Raw genomic sequence first — 17,513 nt, forward strand, 5'->3', positions numbered from 1 at the left:
GATCACTCCGCGCCAACCGCGGGAGGGCCGGCAGCCCGGGACCGCCGGAACAAACAGACGCCCACTGCTGCCGCCAGCAGCAGCGCCGCATCCTGGGGCACGCCGAGGAGAAACGCGGCCCATGCGCCAACCAGGCACCAAAGCACCGGGGCGACGAGGGGCAGCCACGGGTAGGGAGGCACCAGGAACGCCAGCATGCCCACGGTGAAGATGGTCGTCGGGCAAGGCAGTCCAAACGTGGGAAACGCCGGGTAGCGGTGGCCGGCCAGGACCGACAAGGCCGGATAGACGAGAAGACCGAAAACGACCAGGGCCAATCCCGATAGACCCCAAACGTCCATCGCCAGCCTGAAACGAAGCTTTCGCCTGACGACCCCGAACCAAAGGAACACAAGGCCGCCCAGCGTTGAAAAAGTGGCAAACGCAAACGCCATGGGATTGATGGTCGTGAAGAACGCCAGGTGATAAACCAGGCCCAGCCACAACCAGAAGAGGCCAAGAATTGCGGCGACACCCTGGTTCGACCACCGGTTGGGCCGCGCAACAAGCCAGAGCGCCGCCAATGCCAACCCGGCGAGAATTACCTGCGCAGGCCATACCGCCTCGTTGTAGACGCGGAATACGGCAAAAAACTGATCAGCGTTGAATGGAAGCACGATCTGCCACCTCCCTGTCGTCGGGGCTTGAAAGCCAGCCTGCTGCGTCAGCCCGCATCGGCCAAGGGTTCGACAAGCGACGCGCCCTGGTTGCGGGGATTGCCCACGTCCGAGCCCACCGGGTGGATGCGCAGCGCGGTGACGACGGGCTGCAGGAGCGCTTCGGCCTCCGGCACCGGGGCCTGCAGCCAGGTCGACCATGCCTCGGGGGGCAGCACCTGCGGCTGCCTGTCATGCACGCGGCGCACGTCGCCCATGGCTTCCGTCGTGACCACCGTGTACGTGGCCACGGATTTTCCGTCGGCGTCGGTCCATCGCGACCACAGGCCGGCGAACATCATCGGGTTGGCGCCCTCGGCCGAGCGCAGGAAATACGGCTGCTTGCGCTTGCCTCCCTGGTCCACCCATTCGTACCAGCCGGTGACGGGCACCAGGCAGCGCTGGCCCCGGCGCCAGGCGTCGCGAAAGGCGGGTTTTTCGGCCAGGGTTTCGGCACGGGCATTGATCGTCGAGTAGGCGATCTTCGGGTCCTTCGCCCAGTGCGGCAGCAGGCCCCAGCGCATCGACTCCAGCCCCGGGCCACCACCACCGGCCACCACCACCGGGTTCACGAGGCTGGGCGCGATGTTGTAGTGGGCAAAACCGGCGAGCGGATTGACCACATGCTCGACGAAACCCGGCACCAGGTTGCCCGGGTTGAAGGGGCCGAACAGGGCGTAGCGTGCGCACATGGCCGCCAGTCTAACGCTGGCCGGCCCGGGCCGGCGCCCCGCCTCAGAGCACCGGCAGCAGGTAGCGCCAGCCCATCCAGGCGCCCATGGCCAGCATCATCAGGTTCTCGGTAAGCGACACGAAGCCCAGCGGCACCTGGCTGCCCCCGCCGACGCAGGCGCAGCGCAGTTCGCGCTTGTCCACGTACACCGCCTTGAACACCGACACCGCGCCGACGCCGCCGATGAACAGGGCCAGCGGCACCGACACCATGTGCAGCGTGCCCGCCAGCATCAGCAGCCCCGCCGCCAGTTCGGCGAACGGATAAAAATAGGCGTAGGGCACGAAGCGCCGCCCCAGCAGGTCGTAGTGGAGGAACATGCTCGAAAACTGTTCGACGTCCTGCAGCTTCAGCATGGCCAGCAGGCACATGCCGATGGCGATGAAACGTTCGGCCAGCGGCACCACCGCCAGGGCCGGCCATAGGCTGGCGGCGGCCAGCAGTGCCGCCACGGCGAAAACCGCCAGCACGGGCGTGTAACTGGTTTCATCGTCACTGCGCACTTTCAAGCCGAAATACTTGCGCAGGTCGTCGTAACCACCCACACGGCGTCCATCGATGAACGTCTGCGGCGTGGTCTCGACGCCGTGTTCTTCCTTGAATGCGTCGGTTTCAGCCCGGCTGGTCAACCAGCGGTCGTCGACTTCAAAGCCCTTGCGCCGCAACAGCCAGCGCGATTTCAGGCCATAGGGGCACACGTGGTCCGGCGTGACCATGCGGTGCAGCCGTGCGGATCGTTCGGTGTCCTGTGACATGGGGAACTCCGTCGGCGATCACGGCCCCCAGCTTAGTCCCCCCGGCGCGAGCGCAGCCGAACCTCGCCTGACCGGGGCGGGCCATGGCCACCAACCCGCCCCGGCCACCCAATCTATTCCTTGCCGTCACGCGGCACCTTGCCTTCTCCCTGCTCCTTGCCCGCCTGGCAGCTGGCCACGAGTTCTTCGCGCACGGACTTGACGCGCCAGCTGCCATTGACCCGCTCGTAGACGACTTCGCGAAAGACGTTTCCCTCGCAGGTCCAGAGCGCCATCGTCGAACCCTCCGGCGCCGTCCAGCCCGGCAGCGGATCCTCGCAGCCGGCTTCGCGGCAGTCCTTGGTCGGGACGCCGGAACCAACACGCAGTACTTCGCCGGCAAGCGACCCCTGCACGGTGTCGCAGCGCGCGTGGTCGAGCCTCAGGCCGAACTGGGTGGCACCGGCCGGGATTCGGTGGCCGGCGGCCTTGCGGAAGTGTCCGGCCGGATCCGCAGGCACGCGGTCCAGCGTGGCGTTGAGCCGGTCGCGGACCCAGCCGAAATCGGCGTCGGCCAGCGTGTAGTGCTTGGACACCGACATCGCCGAACAGACCTCCGCCGGCTTGGGCGCCAGCCGCACCGGCCGCTTGCCCACGCCCGCCGCGGGCGCTGCCAGCGCAAGGCCGCCGCAGGCAGCCAGCAGGCACCCGATTACCATCGTCTTGAGACTGCTCATGCTTCCTCCCTCGCCCGTCATTGGACGCGACTAGGGTGGCAAGGCAGTGCGATGGGCGCCGTAGGAATACCGCGCGACCCGGTTAAGGAAGCTGCGCCTCAGGCGCCCGCTTTCAGGAAACCCACCGTGGCCTGACCGGCGAACCCGCGCAGCCCGGCGAAGTCCGGCACGGCGCCCGGCTGGTCCCAGGTATCGGGCAGGAAGCCGGCGCCGGCGATGTCGTCCAGCGCCTGCGCCACGTCCAGCCCGCCGGCGCGCGACAGCGCCGGCGAGAGTTCGACCAGCAGCGCCCGGGCGCGGGCGAGCGCACCCTGCGCACCCTGCATCACCAGCGGTTCGTAACCTTCGACGTCCACCTTGATCGCCGCCAGGGGTGCCTGCGCCAGGCCAAGCCGGTCGAGCAGCACGTCGAGCGATTCCACCGGCACCCAGGTGCCACCCTGGCCGTGGTCGACGGCCAGTGAGTGCTTGCCCAGGTTCGAGCCCTTGTAGCGGTTGAGCAGGGCCAGGCCGCTGCCCTTGCCCGCGGCGCAGGCCACCGCGTCCACCCGCCGGGCCAGGGCATTGCGTTCCAGATTGGCTTGCAGCAAGCGGTGGTTGCCCACGTCCGGCTCGATGGCGACGACGCGCTCGACCTTCGCCAGCCGTGCCGACTGCAGCGTGAACCAGCCCAGGTTGGCACCGACGTCCACGAACACGCCGCCGGGGCCGGCGTTGATCGCGGCCAGCAGCCAGTCGGTGAGGCCGGGTTCGTAGCCATGGCGTCGCATGATGGTGCGGCCGACCACGTCGCGCGGGGAAACCAGGAAGCGCAGCCCCGTGGGCCTGTGCGTGGCCCACGCCGTCTTCACCCAGGGCATCAGCCGCAGCGCGGCGTGCTTGATTGAGCCCGGAAGGTCCAAGGCAGCGCGCATTGGCCTTCACCCGATCGCGTCGAAGATGGTGCCGGAAACAGGAGTCGAACCTGCGACCTACGCATTACGAATGCGCCGCTCTACCAACTGAGCTATTCCGGCGGAAGGCGCGAATTCTAGGCTTCGCGGGGCCCTGCGGTCAATTTCCAGGGCAGACCCGCCGCCAGTGACGCCGATCTATCCGCCCCCGGGCACCCGCGCCTCCCTGGCCAGGCTGCTTTGGCTTTATGCCCGCGGAACCGCCAGGCTCAGGCGATCCGCTCGACTGACACTTCGTGCGCCGCACTGCCGGTGGCTTCGAAGCGGCTGATGTTGAGGATGGTGGTGTCGGCGATCGCCGTGAGCGCTTCGATCGTGAAGAAGGCCTGGTGCCCGGTGACCAGGACATTGGGGAAAGTGAGCAAGCGTGCGAAGACATCATCGTGCAGCATTTGGTCGGACAGGTTCTCGAAGAACAAATCACCTTCTTCTTCGTACACATCCAGCCCAAGGTAGCCGATGGTGCCGGACTTGAGCCCGGCGATGACCGCCTTGGTGTCCACAACCGCGCCGCGACTGGTGTTGATCAGCATCACGCCCTTTTTCATTGCGGCGATGGCGGCGTCATCCACGAGGTGCCGGGTGCCGGGTGTGAGCGGACAGTGCAGGCTGATGATGTCGGAATCGGCGTAGAGCCGGGACAGCTCCACGTAGGCGCCACCCAGCGCGGTGAACGCCGGCGAAGGCTGCGGGTCGTTGCCCAGGAGCCGGCAGCCCATTCCCGCCAGGATGCGCGCGACCTCGATACCGATCGTGCCAATGCCGATGAGGCCTACGGTTCGTCCCCGCATGTCGAAGCCCATGAGGCCATCGAGTGCGAAGTTGCCGTCCCTCACCCGGGCGTAGGCGCGATGGATATGGCGGTTGAGCGACAGCATCAGCGCCACCGTGTGCTCGGCCACCGCGTAGGGGGAATAGGCGGGCACCCGCGCGACCGTGATCCCCAATTCGCTTGCGGCCACCAGGTCGCAATGATTGAAACCAGCACTGCGCAAAGCCACCAGCTTGATTCCGAGCTCCGCCAGGATCGACAGGGTCGCCCGGTCCAGCTGGTCGTTGACGAAGGCACAGACGGCGCCCGAGCCCTTGGCCAGCAAGGCCGTGGCGGGGCTCAACCTGACGTCGAGATAGTCAATCTGATGACCGCCCGCGGAGGCGTTGGCTGCATCGAGGAATCGCCGATCGAAATCCTTCGCGCTGAAGACGGTGACCTTCATGGGTAATGCCCTGTCCGTGAGACATCGCCACTCCGGGCGAAGACGCGACTGCCAGGCGTTGCGGGACGCCCGGTCAACTCACCAGCTGGATCCGCAGTTCCTTGGGCAGCGCGAAGACCACGTCCTCGGGCTTGCCCTCAAGGTGCTCCACCGTGGTGGCACCCAGGTCGCGCAGGCGCTGGACCACGTCCTGGACCAGCACTTCCGGGGCCGAGGCGCCGGCGGTGATGCCGACCCGGGCCACGCCGGCCACCCACTCGGGGTTGATGTCGGAGGCGCCGTCGATCAGGTAGGCGCGGGCGCCCTGCTTTTCGGCCAGCTCGCGCAGGCGGTTGGAATTGGAGCTGTTCACCGAACCGACCACCAGCACCACCTCGGCCTGCCCGGCCAGCACGCGCACGGCGTCCTGGCGGTTCTGGGTCGCGTAGCAGATGTCGTCGTGCTTGGGGCCCTGGATGGCCGGGAAACGTGCCTGCAGGGCCGCGATGATTTCCTTGGTGTCGTCCACCGACAGCGTGGTCTGGGTGGTGTAGGCCAGGTTCTGTGGCTGGGTGGGCTGCAGCAGCGCCACGCCGGCCACGTCCTCGACCAGGTGGATGTGGTTGTTGCCGTGTTCCCGGCGCCATTGGCCCATGGTGCCTTCCACCTCCGGGTGACCGGCGTGGCCGATCAGCACCACGTCGCGACCGGCGCGGCAGTGGCGCGCCACTTCGATGTGGACCTTGGTGACCAGCGGGCAAGTGGCGTCGAACACCTTCAGGCCACGGCGCTCGGCTTCCGCGCGCACCGACTGGGAGACGCCGTGGGCGCTGAAGATGACGGTGGCGCCGGCCGGCACTTCGTCGAGCTCTTCGACGAACACGGCGCCGCGCTGGCGCAGGTCTTCGACCACGAAGCGGTTGTGCACCACTTCATGGCGTACGTAGATCGGTGCGCCCAGCGAGTCGATGGCGCGCTTGACGATTTCGATGGCGCGGTCGACGCCGGCGCAGAAACCGCGGGGATTGGCGAGCAGGACGTCCATGGCCAGGATTATCCGCCTTTACCGGCCGCCGGCGGCGACTTGAAGCTGAACAAGACCAGCAGCAGCGCGCCCACGACGATGGCCGAATCGGCCACGTTGAAGGCGGGCCAATGCCAGGTCCCCAGGTACCAGTCCACGAAGTCGACCACGTAGCCGAAGCGGATGCGGTCGATCACGTTGCCGATGGCGCCGGCGATCACCAGCGCGAACGGCAGCGCCGTACGCCAGTCGCTTCGCGGGGTGCGCGCCAGCCACACCACCAGGCCGGCGCTGATGCCGATCGCCAGCACGGTGAAGAACCAGCGCTGCCAGCCACCGGCGTCGGACAGGAAGCTGAAGGCGGCGCCAAAGTTGTGCACCAGGGTCCAGTTCCAGAAGCCCTCGATGAAGGGCACCGGATTGCCGTACTCCAGCGTCGCCATGGCGAGCCACTTGCTCCACTGGTCCAGGGCCACCAGCACGCCGGACAGGCCCAGCCAGGCCAGCGCGTTCGGGCGCGGCGAGGCCATCAGAACCACCGCCGGGATTCGCCGGCGCCGTTGACGTTTTCAACGCAGCGGCCGCATAGCTGCGGATCGTCGGCGTGGCTGCCGACGTCGGCGCGGTAGTGCCAGCAGCGCACGCACTTGCCGTGCCCGCTGGCACTGGCGTCCACCTTGGCCGCACCGGCGCTGCCAGGCTCGAGGTCCAGGCGCGAGGTGATGAAGAAAAAGCGCAGTTCGTCGGCGACCGGTGCCAGCCTGGACGCCACCGCCGGATCCACCGACAGGTCCACTTCGGCTTCCAGCGAAGCGCCGATGTCGCCACCGGCACGCATCGGTTCGAGCACCTTGCTCACTTCCTCACGCAGCTCAAGCAGGCGGTCGAAGTCGGCGACCGAGAGCGCGGCATCGGCCGGCATCGGCGCCAGGCCGTCGTACCAGGTCGCGAACAGCACGTGCTCTTCGCGCTTGCCGGGCAGGAAACCCCAGGCCTCGGCGGCGGTGAAGCTCAGCACCGGCGCGATCCAGCGCACGAAGGCCTCGGCGATGTGGAACATGGCCGTCTGCGCCGAACGCCGACCCAGGCTGTCCACCGGCATGGTGTACAGCCGGTCCTTGGTGACGTCCAGGTACACGGCGCCCAGGTCGTTGGTGCAGAAGTTCTGCACCTTGGCCACCACGGCGGCGAAGTCGTAGCGCGCATAGGCGGCGGCGATCTCGGCCTGCAGCGTGTGCGCGCGGTGCACGGCCCACTGGTCGAGCAGCAGCAGCTTGTCATGGGCCACGGCGTTTTTCGCCGGGTCGAAGCCGTGCAGGTTGCCCAGCAGGAAGCGCAGCGTATTGCGGATGCGGCGGTAGCTGTCGGCGGTGCGCTTGAGGATGTCGTCGGACACCGACATCTCGTTGCGGTAGTCGGCCGACGCCACCCACAGGCGCAGCACGTCGGCGCCCAGCGCGTCGTTGACCTTCTGCGGCTCGACCACGTTGCCGACCGACTTGGACATCTTGCGGCCCTGTGCGTCGACGGTGAAACCGTGCGTCAGCACTTCCTTGTAGGGCGCGGCGCCGTCCATCGCGATGCCCGTGAGCAGCGAGCTCTGGAACCAGCCGCGATGCTGGTCGCTGCCCTCCAGGTACAGGTCGGCGGGCTTGCGCAGGCCGTCCTCCGGGCGCGCGGCCAGCACGGCCTCGTGGGTGACGCCGGAATCGAACCAGACGTCGAGGATGTCGTTGACCTTTTCGTAGTCACCGGCCTCGTCGCCCAGCAGCCCGGCCGGGTCCAGCGAATACCAGGCATCGGCGCCCTGCTCCGCGACGCGGTCGGCGACCGCGCGCATCAGTTCGACCGAGCGCGGGTGCGGCTCGCCGCTGACCTTGTGGATGAACAGCGCGATCGGCACGCCCCAGGTGCGCTGGCGGCTGATGCACCAGTCCGGGCGGCCCTCGACCATGCCGGCGATGCGCGCCTGGCCCCAGTCCGGCACCCAGCCGACCTGGCCGATCGCCGCCAGGGCGTCCCGGCGCAGGTTCGCCTGGCTCATCGAAATGAACCACTGGGGCGTGGCGCGGAAGGCCACCGGCGTCTTGTGCCGCCAGCAATGGGGGTAGCTGTGCTCCATCTTGCCCGAGGCCAACAGCACGCCGCGCTCGGCCAGCAGCGCGGTGATGGTGTCGTTGGCCTTCCAGATGAACTGGCCTTCGAATATCGGCGTTCCCGGCAGGTAGACGCCGTTGCCGCCGACAGGGTTGAGCTGCGGCTGCTTGTACTTGTCCAGCAGGCCGTACTTGACGCCGACCTGGTAATCCTCCTGGCCGTGGCCGGGCGCGGTGTGCACGGCGCCGGTGCCCGCCTCGGTGGTGACGTGTTCGCCCAGGATCAGCGGGATGTCGCGGTCATAGAACGGATGCGAGAGCACGCCGCCTTCGAGGTCGGCGCCGACGGCGCGGCCCAGCACCACCGGGTTTTCAATGCCGTAACGCTTGAGCGCGCCCTCGTGCAGGATTTCGGCCAGCACCAGCAGCACGCGCTTGCCGGCGCGCGCCGGGCCTTCGACCAGCACGTAGTCGATCTCGGCGCCCAGGGTGACGGCCAGCGACGCCGGCAGGGTCCAGGGCGTGGTGGTCCAGATCGGCACCGCGACGATGGCGTCGCCCGCATCGGCACCGAACTTCGCCGCCAGCGCGGCCGGGTCGTGGGCGTCATAGGCCACGTCCACTTCCGGCGACACCTTGTCGGCGTATTCGATCTCGGCTTCGGCCAGGGCCGAGCCGCAATCGAAGCACCAGTGCACCGGCTTGACGCCGCGCGTGAGGTGTCCGCGTTCGACGATCTTCGCCAGCGAACGCAGCATGTCGGCTTCGAAGCTGAAGTCCATGCTGCGGTACGGCTTGTCCCACTGCCCCAGCACGCCCAGGCGCTGGAAGTCCTTCGACTGCCCTTCGATCTGCTCGGCGGCGTACTCGCGGCACTTGGCGCGGAAAGCGGCGGCGTCGAGCTTGGTGCCCACCTTGCCGTGCTTCTTCTCGACCACCAGTTCGATCGGCAGGCCGTGGCAGTCCCAGCCCGGTACGTAGGGCGCGTCGAAGCCCGAAAGCAGCTTCGACTTCACCACCAGGTCCTTGAGGATCTTGTTCACCGCATGGCCGATGTGGATCGAGCCGTTGGCATACGGCGGGCCGTCGTGCAGCACGAACAGCGGCCGGCCCTGGGCCTTCTCGCGTATGCGCTGGTACAGCCCCATCTGCTGCCATGCCGCCAGCATGCCCGGCTCGCGCTTGGGCAGGTCGCCGCGCATCGGGAATGCCGTCTCGGGCAGGCTGATGGTGTGCTTGTAGTCCTTGCCGCCAGTTACGGTCACTTCGCTCACGCACTCGCTCCGGATGTTTCCATGTCGTGGCGCAAGACGCGCCGGGCCTGCCGGGAATCCTCGTCCATCTGGCGGACCAGGGACGGCAGGTCGTCGAATTTTTCCTCGTCGCGCAGCTTGGCGACGAACTCCACCTCGATGCGGCTTCCATAGAGGTCGCCGTCGAAGTCGAACACATGTGCCTCGAGCAGGGGCTCGACACCCTGCACCGTCGGCCGCGTGCCCAGGCTGGCCACGCCGGCGCGCGGCTCGGGGCCGATGCCGTGCACCCAGACCGCGAAGATGCCGCCCAAAGGCGCCCGCTTGCCGGCCAGGCGGATGTTCGCCGTAGGGTAGCCGAGCTGGCGGCCCAGCTGCTTGCCGCGCACCACGGTGCCGGCGATGGCATAACGCCGACCCAGGGCCCGGGCCGCCGCCTCCAGGTCGCCGCTGGCCAGGTGGCCCCGGACGGCGCTGGCCGACACACGTTCATCCCGGTCGGCGACGACCGGCACTTCGGTGGCTTCAAACCCGTGGACCTTGCCCAGCGCCTGCAGGGTCGCCAGGTCGCCGGCACGGCGGTGCCCGAAGCGGAAACCCGGCCCCACCCAGACCTCGCGCGCGGCCAGTCGCCCGACCAGCACCTTTTCCACGAAAGCTTCCGGGGACATCGCCGCCATCGCCGCGTTGAAGCGCAGCAGGCCAACGGCGTCCATGCCCAGCCGGCACAGGCCCTCGAAGCGAGCTCGCGGCAGCAGCAGGCGCGCCGGCGGATCAGCGGGTGAAAAATATTCGCGCGGCAGGGGTTCGAAACTCAGCGCCACGGCCATCAGGCTCAGGGCGCGCGCACGCGCCCGCACGTGGCCGACCAGGGCCTGGTGCCCCCGGTGGAGGCCGTCGAAGGCGCCGATGCAAACCACGCTGCCCTGCGGGGCGATGCATTCGCCCTCGACGTCCCGGAACAGCTTGTCCATCAGGGAATTATAGCCGGCCCCGCTCACGGCCCGCGCAGTTCACGCGGTCGCCAGCCCGTGGCCAGCAGCCCCAGCCCGTAGGCACCGGCACCGGCACCGACCACGGCCAGCAACAGCCCCCAGCGCGCGATGCCGGCCCATTCCCGCCAGTCGCCGATGGCCTGCAGGCAGCCCAGCACCGCCGCCGCCAGTGCCACGCTGGCCACGCCCACGCGCAGCAGGTGGCGTCCCCAGCCCGGCGAAAGCACGAACGTGCCCTCGCGGCGCAGGGCCCGCCACAGCAGGACGGCATTGGCCAGGCCGGCCAGGCCGGTGGCCAGCGCGATGCCGGCGTGCGCGCCCGGAACGTCCCACAGCCACAGCGGCGTGGTGATGGCGGCCGTCAGCGCCACGTTGATGAGAACCGTGCGTACCGCGGCCCGCATCGGGGTGCGCGTGTCCTGGCGCGCGTAGAAGGCCGAGAGCAGCACCTTGGTGGCCATGAAGCCCGGGATGCCGATGCACATCGCCATCAGGCTCAGCGAGGTCATGCGGGCGTCGCCGGCGCTGAAGGCGCCGCGCTCGAAGATGGTCAGCACCAGCGGTTCGGCCAGCAGCACCAGGCCCAGTGCCGCCGGCACCGCGAGCAGGAATACGCTGCGCAGGCCCCAGTTCAGGGCACTGGCGTAACCGGCGGCGTCGGTGTCGGCGTGGCGGCGCGCCAGGTGCGGCAGGATCACCGTGCCCAGGGCGACGCCGAACAGGCCCAGCGGGAACTCCACCAGGCGGTCGGAGTAATAGAGCCAGCTCTGGCTGCCATCGATCAGCAGCGAGGCGAACATGGTGCCGACGATCAGGTTCAGCTGCGCCACCGACGATGAAAACAGCGTCGGCAGCATCAGCGCGCCAACCCGGCGCACGCCGGGGTGTTTGAAGTTCAGCCGCAGCCGGGGCCGCAGGCCGAGCCGCCCCATCGCCGGCCACAGCAGCAGCAGTTGCAGGAAGCCCGCGGCCAGCACGCCCCAGGCCAGGGCGTGGATGGGCACCGCCAGCAGGGGTGCCAGCAGCAGCATGGCGGCGATCACCGACAGGTTGTGCAGCACCGGGGTCACCGCCGGCAGGGCGAAACGCTGGAAGCTGTTGAGCACGGCGCCGGCCAGGGCCGTCATGGACACCAGCGCCAGGTAGGGGAAAACGATGCGCAGCAGGTCGGAGGTCAGCGCGAACTTGGCCGGGTCGTCGAGCTGGCCCGGCGCGATCAGCGCCACCACCAGCGGCGCCGCCAGCAGGCCCAGGCCGCTGACCACCAGCACCACCGCGCACAGGGCGCCGGCGACGTGGTCGAGGAAGTCCTTCAGCGCCGCCTGGTCGCCGCGCTGGCGCAGTTCCGACAGCACCGGCACGAAGGCCGAAGCGAACGAACCCTCGGCGAAGATACGGCGCAGGTAATTGGGGATGCGGTAGGCGACCGCGAAGGCATCGACGATGCCGCCGGCGCCGAAAACATGCGCCTGCACCACGTCCCGGGCGAAGCCGGCGATGCGCGAAAGCAGGGTCATGGCGCTGAAAACCGCGGTGGAACGCAGCAGCCCGCCCTTGGCCGGGGTCGCCTCCGGCGCGCTCACGGGCGCCCCCCCGGGGGTATTTGACTCAAGCTACTGAATACCCCATAATTTCGGGTCTTTCGACCCCCTATTCCCGGCCGGGAACCCAACGCCCGGCCCTTTTCCAACGTTTTCAGGAGCCCTCCGTGGCCAACATCAAGTCCGCCAAGAAGCGCGCCAAGCAGACCGTCGTCCGCAACGCCCGCAATGCCAGCCAGCGTTCCATGCTGCGCACCGCCGTGAAGAAGGTCCTCAAGGCCCTGGAAGCCAAGGACGCCCCGGCCGCCGAGGCCGCCTTCGCGACCGCCCAGCCGATCCTCGACCGCTACTCGGCCCGTGGCCTGATCCACAAGAACAAGGCTGCCCGCCACAAGAGCCGCATCACCGCCCACATCAAGGCGCTGAAGCAGGCCTGAGTCCGCGGCGCCCCTGGTCATCCAGGCAGGCGCCCTGGCCAGCGCGCGAAGGCCGGCGAAAGCCGGCCTTTTTGCTGCCCGCGATTTGCCGGTCCCCGGGCTGCGGCGAGTGCCGCAGCGGCCGGCGGCCGCCGCCTCAGCCATTGCGCGCCATCTCCGCCCGGGCCGCAGCGTCCTGCGCCGCCTCCAGGGCCGCGGCCTTCTGGTCGTCGAAGAACTGCTGCACCTTGAGCACCACCGGCCAGGTGCCCTCGCGGCCGATGGCCGAGACCATGAACCAGGGCTCCTTCCAGTCCAGCGCCTTGACCAGCGCCTCGGCGCGCGCCTGGCGCTCGTCCTCGGGCAGCAGGTCGGCCTTGTTCATCACCAGCCAGCGCGGTTTTTCCAGCATTGCCGGGTCGTGCTTGCGCAGCTCGGCCTCGATCGCCCGCACCTGGTAGACCGGGTCGATGCCTTCGTCGAAGGGCGCCATGTCCACCAGGTGCAGCAGCAGGCGGGTGCGCTGCACGTGGCGCAGGAACTGCGCGCCCAGGCCGGCGCCGTCGGCCGCGCCCTCGATCAGCCCGGGGATGTCGGCGATGACGAAGCTGCGATCCACTTCGACGCTGACCACGCCCAGGTTCGGGTACAGGGTGGTGAACGGGTAGTCGGCCACCTTCGGCGTGGCCGAGGATACGGCGCGGATGAAAGTGGACTTGCCGGCGTTGGGGAAACCCAGCAGGCCGACGTCGGCAAGCAACTTCAGCTCGAGCCGGATCTCGCGCTCTTCGCCCGGGGTGCCCGTGCCGGCCTTGCGCGGCGCCCGGTTGACCGAACTCTTGAAGTGAACGTTGCCCTTGCCGCCCAGGCCGCCCTGGGCCACCAGCAGGCGGTCGCCGTGGTCGGTCAGGTCGCCGATGATCTCGTCGGTGCCGACGTTGATGACCTCGGTGCCGACCGGCACGCGGATGACCACGTCGTCGCCGGCCTTGCCGAACATCTGCCGGCCCATGCCGTTCTGGCCGCGCTGGGCGCGGTACTGGCGCTGGTGGCGGAAGTCGATGAGGGTGTTGAGGTTTTCGTCGGCCTGCAGCCAGACGCTGCCGCCGTTGCCGCCGTCACCGCCGTCCGGGCCGCCCAGCGGGATGAACTTCTCCCGCCGGAAGCTGATGCAGCCGTTGCCGCCGCTGCCGGCGGACACGGTGATGGTGGCTTCGTCAACGAATTTCACGAGGTGTTTCCCTGGCGGGGCCCGGGGCCGTCCGCGCTGATTGTGGGCCGTCCGCGCCGCGCCGTGAAGGGCGCGGACGGGATTGGCAAGGTTTCGGAAACGAAAAGCCCCGCCGAAGCGGGGCCCTTCAGGCGGAACCGGGCGGGTTTCAGGCCGCCGGGACCACGCTCACGGTGCGGCGCTTCTTGGGGCCCTTGACCGAGAAATCCACCACGCCGTCCACCAGGGCGAACAGGGTGTGGTCGCGGCCGAGGCCGACGCCCGGACCCGGATGGAACTCGGTGCCGCGCTGGCGCACGATGATGTTGCCGGCGTCGATGGCCTGGCCACCGTACATCTTGACGCCCAGGTACTTCGGGTTGGAATCGCGGCCGTTGCGGGACGAGCCTACGCCTTTTTTCTGTGCCATGACGCTGTCTCCTCTGGCTTAGCCGGCGATGCCGGTGATTTCGATTTCGGTGTAGTACTGCCGGTGGCCCATCTGCTTGCGATGGTGCTTGCGGCGACGGAACTTGACGATGCGGACCTTGTCCAGGCGGCCGTGCGACTTGATGGTCGCGGTGACCTTGGCACCATCAACGAGGGGCGCGCCAACGGTGACCTTGTCGCCGTCGCCGAGCATCAGCACCTTTTCGATGTCGAAGCTCTTGCCTTCCTCGAGGTCGATCTTCTCGACCTTCAGGGTCTCGCCCTGCATAACGCGGTACTGCTTACCGCCGGTAACGATGACTGCGTACATGACCGGAATTCCTCTAGTAGTTATTTTGAAAACACCTGCCCGCGGTCACGGGACAGAAGCGGAATTCTAGGCGAAAAACCCTTTTTGCGTCAAACCCTTCCAACGCCCTGGCATGGCGGGCGCGGGCCGGGCCCGGTCGAGGCGCCTGCCCGCGCCTGCGCAAGGCCGGCGCCCGGCATGTGGAACCGGCGCGCCGGCTGCGCCCAAGTGATTGACGAATCAGGGTTTTATACCCGGCCCAGCCAGGGTCACAGCCCGTGCAGTCCAGACTGCTAGACTGCCCGGTTCCCGTTCCCGCCCGTCAAAAAGGAGCGCTCCCCGGCGCATGGATACGATTCGCATCCGCGGTGCACGCACCCACAATCTCAAGAACATCGACCTCGACCTGCCCCGGAACCGGCTGATCGTCATCACCGGCCTGTCCGGCTCGGGCAAGTCCTCCCTGGCCTTCGACACCATCTATGCCGAGGGCCAGCGCCGGTACGTCGAGTCCCTGTCGGCCTACGCCCGGCAGTTCCTGAGCGTGATGGAGAAGCCGGACGTGGACCACATCGAGGGCCTGTCCCCGGCCATCTCGATCGAGCAGAAGTCCACCTCGCACAACCCGCGCTCGACCGTGGGCACGATCACCGAGATCTACGACTACCTGCGCCTGCTGTTCGCCCGGGTCGGCACCCCGCGCTGCCCGGACCACCACTACCCGCTCGAAGCCCAGACCGTCGGCCAGATGGTCGACCAGGTGCTGGCCCTGCCCGCCGACCGGCGCTACATGCTGCTGGCCCCGGCGGTGCGCGAGCGCAAGGGCGAACACGCCCAGGTCTTCGACCAGCTGCGCGCCCAGGGCTTCGTGCGGGTCCGGGTGAACGGCGAGCTCTACGAACTCGACGCCGTGCCCACCCTGGCCTTGCGCCAGAAGCACACCATCGAAGTGGTCGTGGACCGCTTCAAGCCCCGCGAGGACCTCAAGCAGCGCCTGGCGGAGAGCTTCGAGACCGCGCTCAAGCTTGGCGACGGCCTCGCCCAGGTCCAGGACCTGGACGATCCATCGCAGGCGCCGCTGCTGTTTTCGTCCAAGTTCAGTTGCCCGGTCTGCGACTACGCCCTGCCCGAACTCGAGCCGCGGCTGTTTTCGTTCAATTCGCCGGTCGGCGCCTGCCCCGGCTGCGACGGCCTGGGCATCACCCAGTTCTTCGACCCCTCGCGCGTGGTCGTGCACCCGGAGCTGAGCCTGGCCGCCGGCGCCGTGCGCGGCTGGGACCGCCGCAATGCCTACTACTTCCAGCTGATCGCCTCGCTGGCCAAGCACTACAACTTCGACCCCGACGTCGCCTGGCAGGACCTGTCCGAGCCGGTGCGCCAGGCGGTGCTGTACGGCAGCGGCGACGAGATCATCACCTTCACCTACCTCACCGAGTCCGGTGGCCGCACCCAGCGCAAGCACAAGTTCGAGGGCATCGTGCCCAACCTCGAGCGCCGCTACCGCGAGACCGAATCGCAGGTGGTGAAGGAGGAACTGGCCAAGTTCATCTCCGACCGTCCCTGCCCCGACTGCGGCGGGGCCCGGCTCAACCGCGCCTCGCGCAACGTCTTCGTCGCCGACCGCAACCTGCCCGAGCTGACCAAGCTGCCGGTGGACGAGTCGCTGGAGTTCTTCTCGCACCTGTCGCTGTCGGGCTGGCGCGGCGAGATCGCGGTCAAGATCGTCAAGGAAATCCACGACCGCCTGCGGTTCCTGGTGGACGTGGGCCTGAATTACCTCACCCTCGAACGCAAGGCCGACAGCCTCTCCGGCGGCGAGGCCCAGCGCATCCGCCTGGCCAGCCAGATCGGCGCCGGCCTGGTGGGCGTGATGTACGTGCTCGACGAACCCTCGATCGGCCTGCACCAGCGCGACAACGAACGCCTGCTGGGCACGCTGACCCGCCTGCGCGACCTGGGCAACACCGTCATCGTGGTCGAACACGACGAGGACGCGATCCGCCTGGCCGACCACATCGTGGACATCGGGCCCGGCGCCGGCGTGCACGGCGGCGAAGTCGTGGCCCAGGGCAGCTACGCCGACGTGCTCAAGGCGCCGCGATCGATCACCGGCGACTACCTGTCCGGGCGCCGCTGCATCGAGATCCCGAAGCAGCGGCACAAGCCCAACCCGAAGATGATCCTCCAGCTCAAGGGCGCCAGCGGCAACAACCTCAAGGACGTCGACCTGTCGATTCCGGCGGGGCTGTTCACCTGCATCACCGGCGTCTCGGGTTCGGGCAAGTCCACCCTGGTCAACGACACCCTGTACCACCTGGCCGCGAACGAGCTCAACGGCGCCTCGCACACCGCCGCGCCGCATCGCGAAGTGATCGGCATGGACCTGTTCGACAAGGTCGTGGACATCGACCAGAGCCCGATCGGCCGCACGCCACGCTCGAACCCGGCCACCTACACCGGCCTGTTCACGCCGCTGCGCGAGCTGTTCGCGCAGGTGCCCGAAGCGCGCGCCCGCGGCTACGCACCCGGCCGTTTCAGCTTCAACGTACGCGGCGGCCGCTGCGAGGCCTGCCAGGGCGACGGCCTGATCAAGGTCGAGATGCACTTCCTGCCCGACGTCTACGTGCCCTGCGACGTCTGCCACGGCAAGCGCTACAACCGCGAAACCCTGGAGATCCTCTACAAGGGCTACTCCATCCACGACGTGCTGGAAATGACCGTCGAGGACGCGCTCACCCTGTTCGACCCGGTGCCGGCGCTTTCGCGCAAGCTCGAAACGCTGGTGGACGTTGGCCTGAGCTACATCAAGCTGGGCCAGTCGGCGACCACGCTCTCCGGCGGCGAGGCCCAGCGCGTGAAACTTTCCAAGGAACTGAGCCGCCGCGACACCGGGCGCACGCTCTACATCCTCGACGAGCCCACCACCGGCCTGCACTTCCACGACATCGAACACCTGCTGGCGGTCCTGCACAAGCTGCGCGACGACGGCAACACCATCGTGGTCATCGAACACAACCTGGACGTGATCAAGACCGCCGACTGGGTCGTCGACCTGGGCCCCGAGGGCGGCCACCGCGGCGGCATGATCATCGCCGAGGGCACGCCCGAACAGCTGGCCGCGAACAAGAACTCGCACACGGGCCAGTTCCTGGCCAAGCTGCTGGCCGGCTCCGCGCCGGCCCCGCGCAAGA

The 17,513-nt window shown here is 68.4% G+C and carries 14 protein-coding genes, 1 tRNA gene and 3 pseudogenes; 2 read left to right on the top strand and 16 right to left on the bottom strand.

Annotated features, from left to right (window positions below):
- Positions 1–2: 2 nt before the first annotated feature.
- From ACYVJH_RS05630 to murJ, 13 genes and pseudogenes are all read right to left on the bottom strand, one after another.
- Complete coding sequence (locus ACYVJH_RS05630; protein WP_460453644.1) at positions 3–656, bottom strand: DUF6064 family protein; 654 nt, start codon at positions 654–656, stop codon at positions 3–5.
- A gap of 47 nt (positions 657–703) precedes the next feature.
- Complete coding sequence (locus ACYVJH_RS05635; protein ID WP_460453645.1) at positions 704–1,387, bottom strand: SOS response-associated peptidase; 684 nt, start codon at positions 1,385–1,387, stop codon at positions 704–706.
- 43 nt (positions 1,388–1,430) lie between these two features.
- Positions 1,431–2,183, bottom strand: coding sequence for a MauE/DoxX family redox-associated membrane protein (locus ACYVJH_RS05640; RefSeq protein WP_460453646.1), 753 nt, complete (start codon positions 2,181–2,183; stop codon positions 1,431–1,433).
- Between the two features lie 113 nt (positions 2,184–2,296).
- Positions 2,297–2,899 carry a hypothetical protein gene (locus ACYVJH_RS05645; RefSeq protein ID WP_460453647.1) on the bottom strand — a complete coding sequence of 201 codons (603 nt, stop codon included), beginning with the start codon at positions 2,897–2,899 and terminating at the stop codon, positions 2,297–2,299.
- Between the two features lie 98 nt (positions 2,900–2,997).
- Positions 2,998–3,813, bottom strand: a complete 816-nt coding sequence (locus tag ACYVJH_RS05650) for an FkbM family methyltransferase (protein WP_460453648.1) — start codon at positions 3,811–3,813, stop codon at positions 2,998–3,000.
- Between the two features lie 26 nt (positions 3,814–3,839).
- Positions 3,840–3,915 (bottom strand) — tRNA-Thr (locus tag ACYVJH_RS05655).
- Positions 3,916–4,061: 146 nt separating this feature from the next.
- On the bottom strand, positions 4,062–5,069 hold the full coding sequence (locus ACYVJH_RS05660; protein WP_460453649.1) for a 2-hydroxyacid dehydrogenase: 1,008 nt from the start codon (positions 5,067–5,069) through the stop codon (positions 4,062–4,064).
- Between the two features lie 73 nt (positions 5,070–5,142).
- Complete coding sequence (gene ispH / locus ACYVJH_RS05665) at positions 5,143–6,093, bottom strand: 4-hydroxy-3-methylbut-2-enyl diphosphate reductase (protein ID WP_460453650.1); 951 nt, start codon at positions 6,091–6,093, stop codon at positions 5,143–5,145.
- 8 nt (positions 6,094–6,101) lie between these two features.
- Positions 6,102–6,605, bottom strand: coding sequence for a signal peptidase II (gene lspA, locus ACYVJH_RS05670; protein WP_460454272.1), 504 nt, complete (start codon positions 6,603–6,605; stop codon positions 6,102–6,104).
- Positions 6,602–6,724: pseudogene (locus ACYVJH_RS05675) on the bottom strand (zinc finger domain-containing protein); the annotation flags it as partial. The pseudogene ACYVJH_RS05675 and the gene lspA, both read right to left, overlap by 4 nt.
- A gap of 68 nt (positions 6,725–6,792) precedes the next feature.
- Positions 6,793–9,370 (bottom strand): annotated as a pseudogene (gene ileS, locus ACYVJH_RS05680) (isoleucine--tRNA ligase); the annotation flags it as partial.
- 68 nt (positions 9,371–9,438) lie between these two features.
- A complete protein-coding gene (locus ACYVJH_RS05685; RefSeq protein ID WP_460453651.1) occupies positions 9,439–10,395 on the bottom strand; it encodes a bifunctional riboflavin kinase/FAD synthetase in 957 nt (318 codons plus the stop codon).
- 23 nt (positions 10,396–10,418) lie between these two features.
- Positions 10,419–11,999, bottom strand: a complete 1,581-nt coding sequence (gene murJ, locus ACYVJH_RS05690; RefSeq protein WP_460453652.1) for a murein biosynthesis integral membrane protein MurJ — start codon at positions 11,997–11,999, stop codon at positions 10,419–10,421.
- 125 nt (positions 12,000–12,124) lie between these two features.
- On the opposite strand from murJ, the gene rpsT reads away from it, so the two are divergent.
- Positions 12,125–12,394 carry a 30S ribosomal protein S20 gene (rpsT, locus tag ACYVJH_RS05695; RefSeq protein ID WP_188661288.1) on the top strand — a complete coding sequence of 90 codons (270 nt, stop codon included), beginning with the start codon at positions 12,125–12,127 and terminating at the stop codon, positions 12,392–12,394.
- Positions 12,395–12,530: 136 nt separating this feature from the next.
- On the opposite strand, the gene cgtA is transcribed toward rpsT, so the two are convergent.
- The 3 genes from cgtA to rplU form a co-directional block, all read right to left on the bottom strand.
- Positions 12,531–13,604 carry an Obg family GTPase CgtA gene (gene cgtA / locus ACYVJH_RS05700; protein WP_460453653.1) on the bottom strand — a complete coding sequence of 358 codons (1,074 nt, stop codon included), beginning with the start codon at positions 13,602–13,604 and terminating at the stop codon, positions 12,531–12,533.
- Between the two features lie 148 nt (positions 13,605–13,752).
- A complete protein-coding gene (rpmA, locus tag ACYVJH_RS05705) occupies positions 13,753–14,013 on the bottom strand; it encodes a 50S ribosomal protein L27 (protein WP_188661283.1) in 261 nt (86 codons plus the stop codon).
- A gap of 18 nt (positions 14,014–14,031) precedes the next feature.
- Complete coding sequence (gene rplU, locus ACYVJH_RS05710; protein ID WP_188661280.1) at positions 14,032–14,343, bottom strand: 50S ribosomal protein L21; 312 nt, start codon at positions 14,341–14,343, stop codon at positions 14,032–14,034.
- A 325-nt stretch (positions 14,344–14,668) separates the two neighbouring features.
- Here rplU and uvrA point away from each other — a divergent pair.
- Positions 14,669–17,512, top strand: a pseudogene (gene uvrA / locus ACYVJH_RS05715) (excinuclease ABC subunit UvrA); the annotation flags it as partial.
- Position 17,513: the final 1 nt, after the last annotated feature.

The organism is Arenimonas aestuarii (assembly GCF_054781715.1).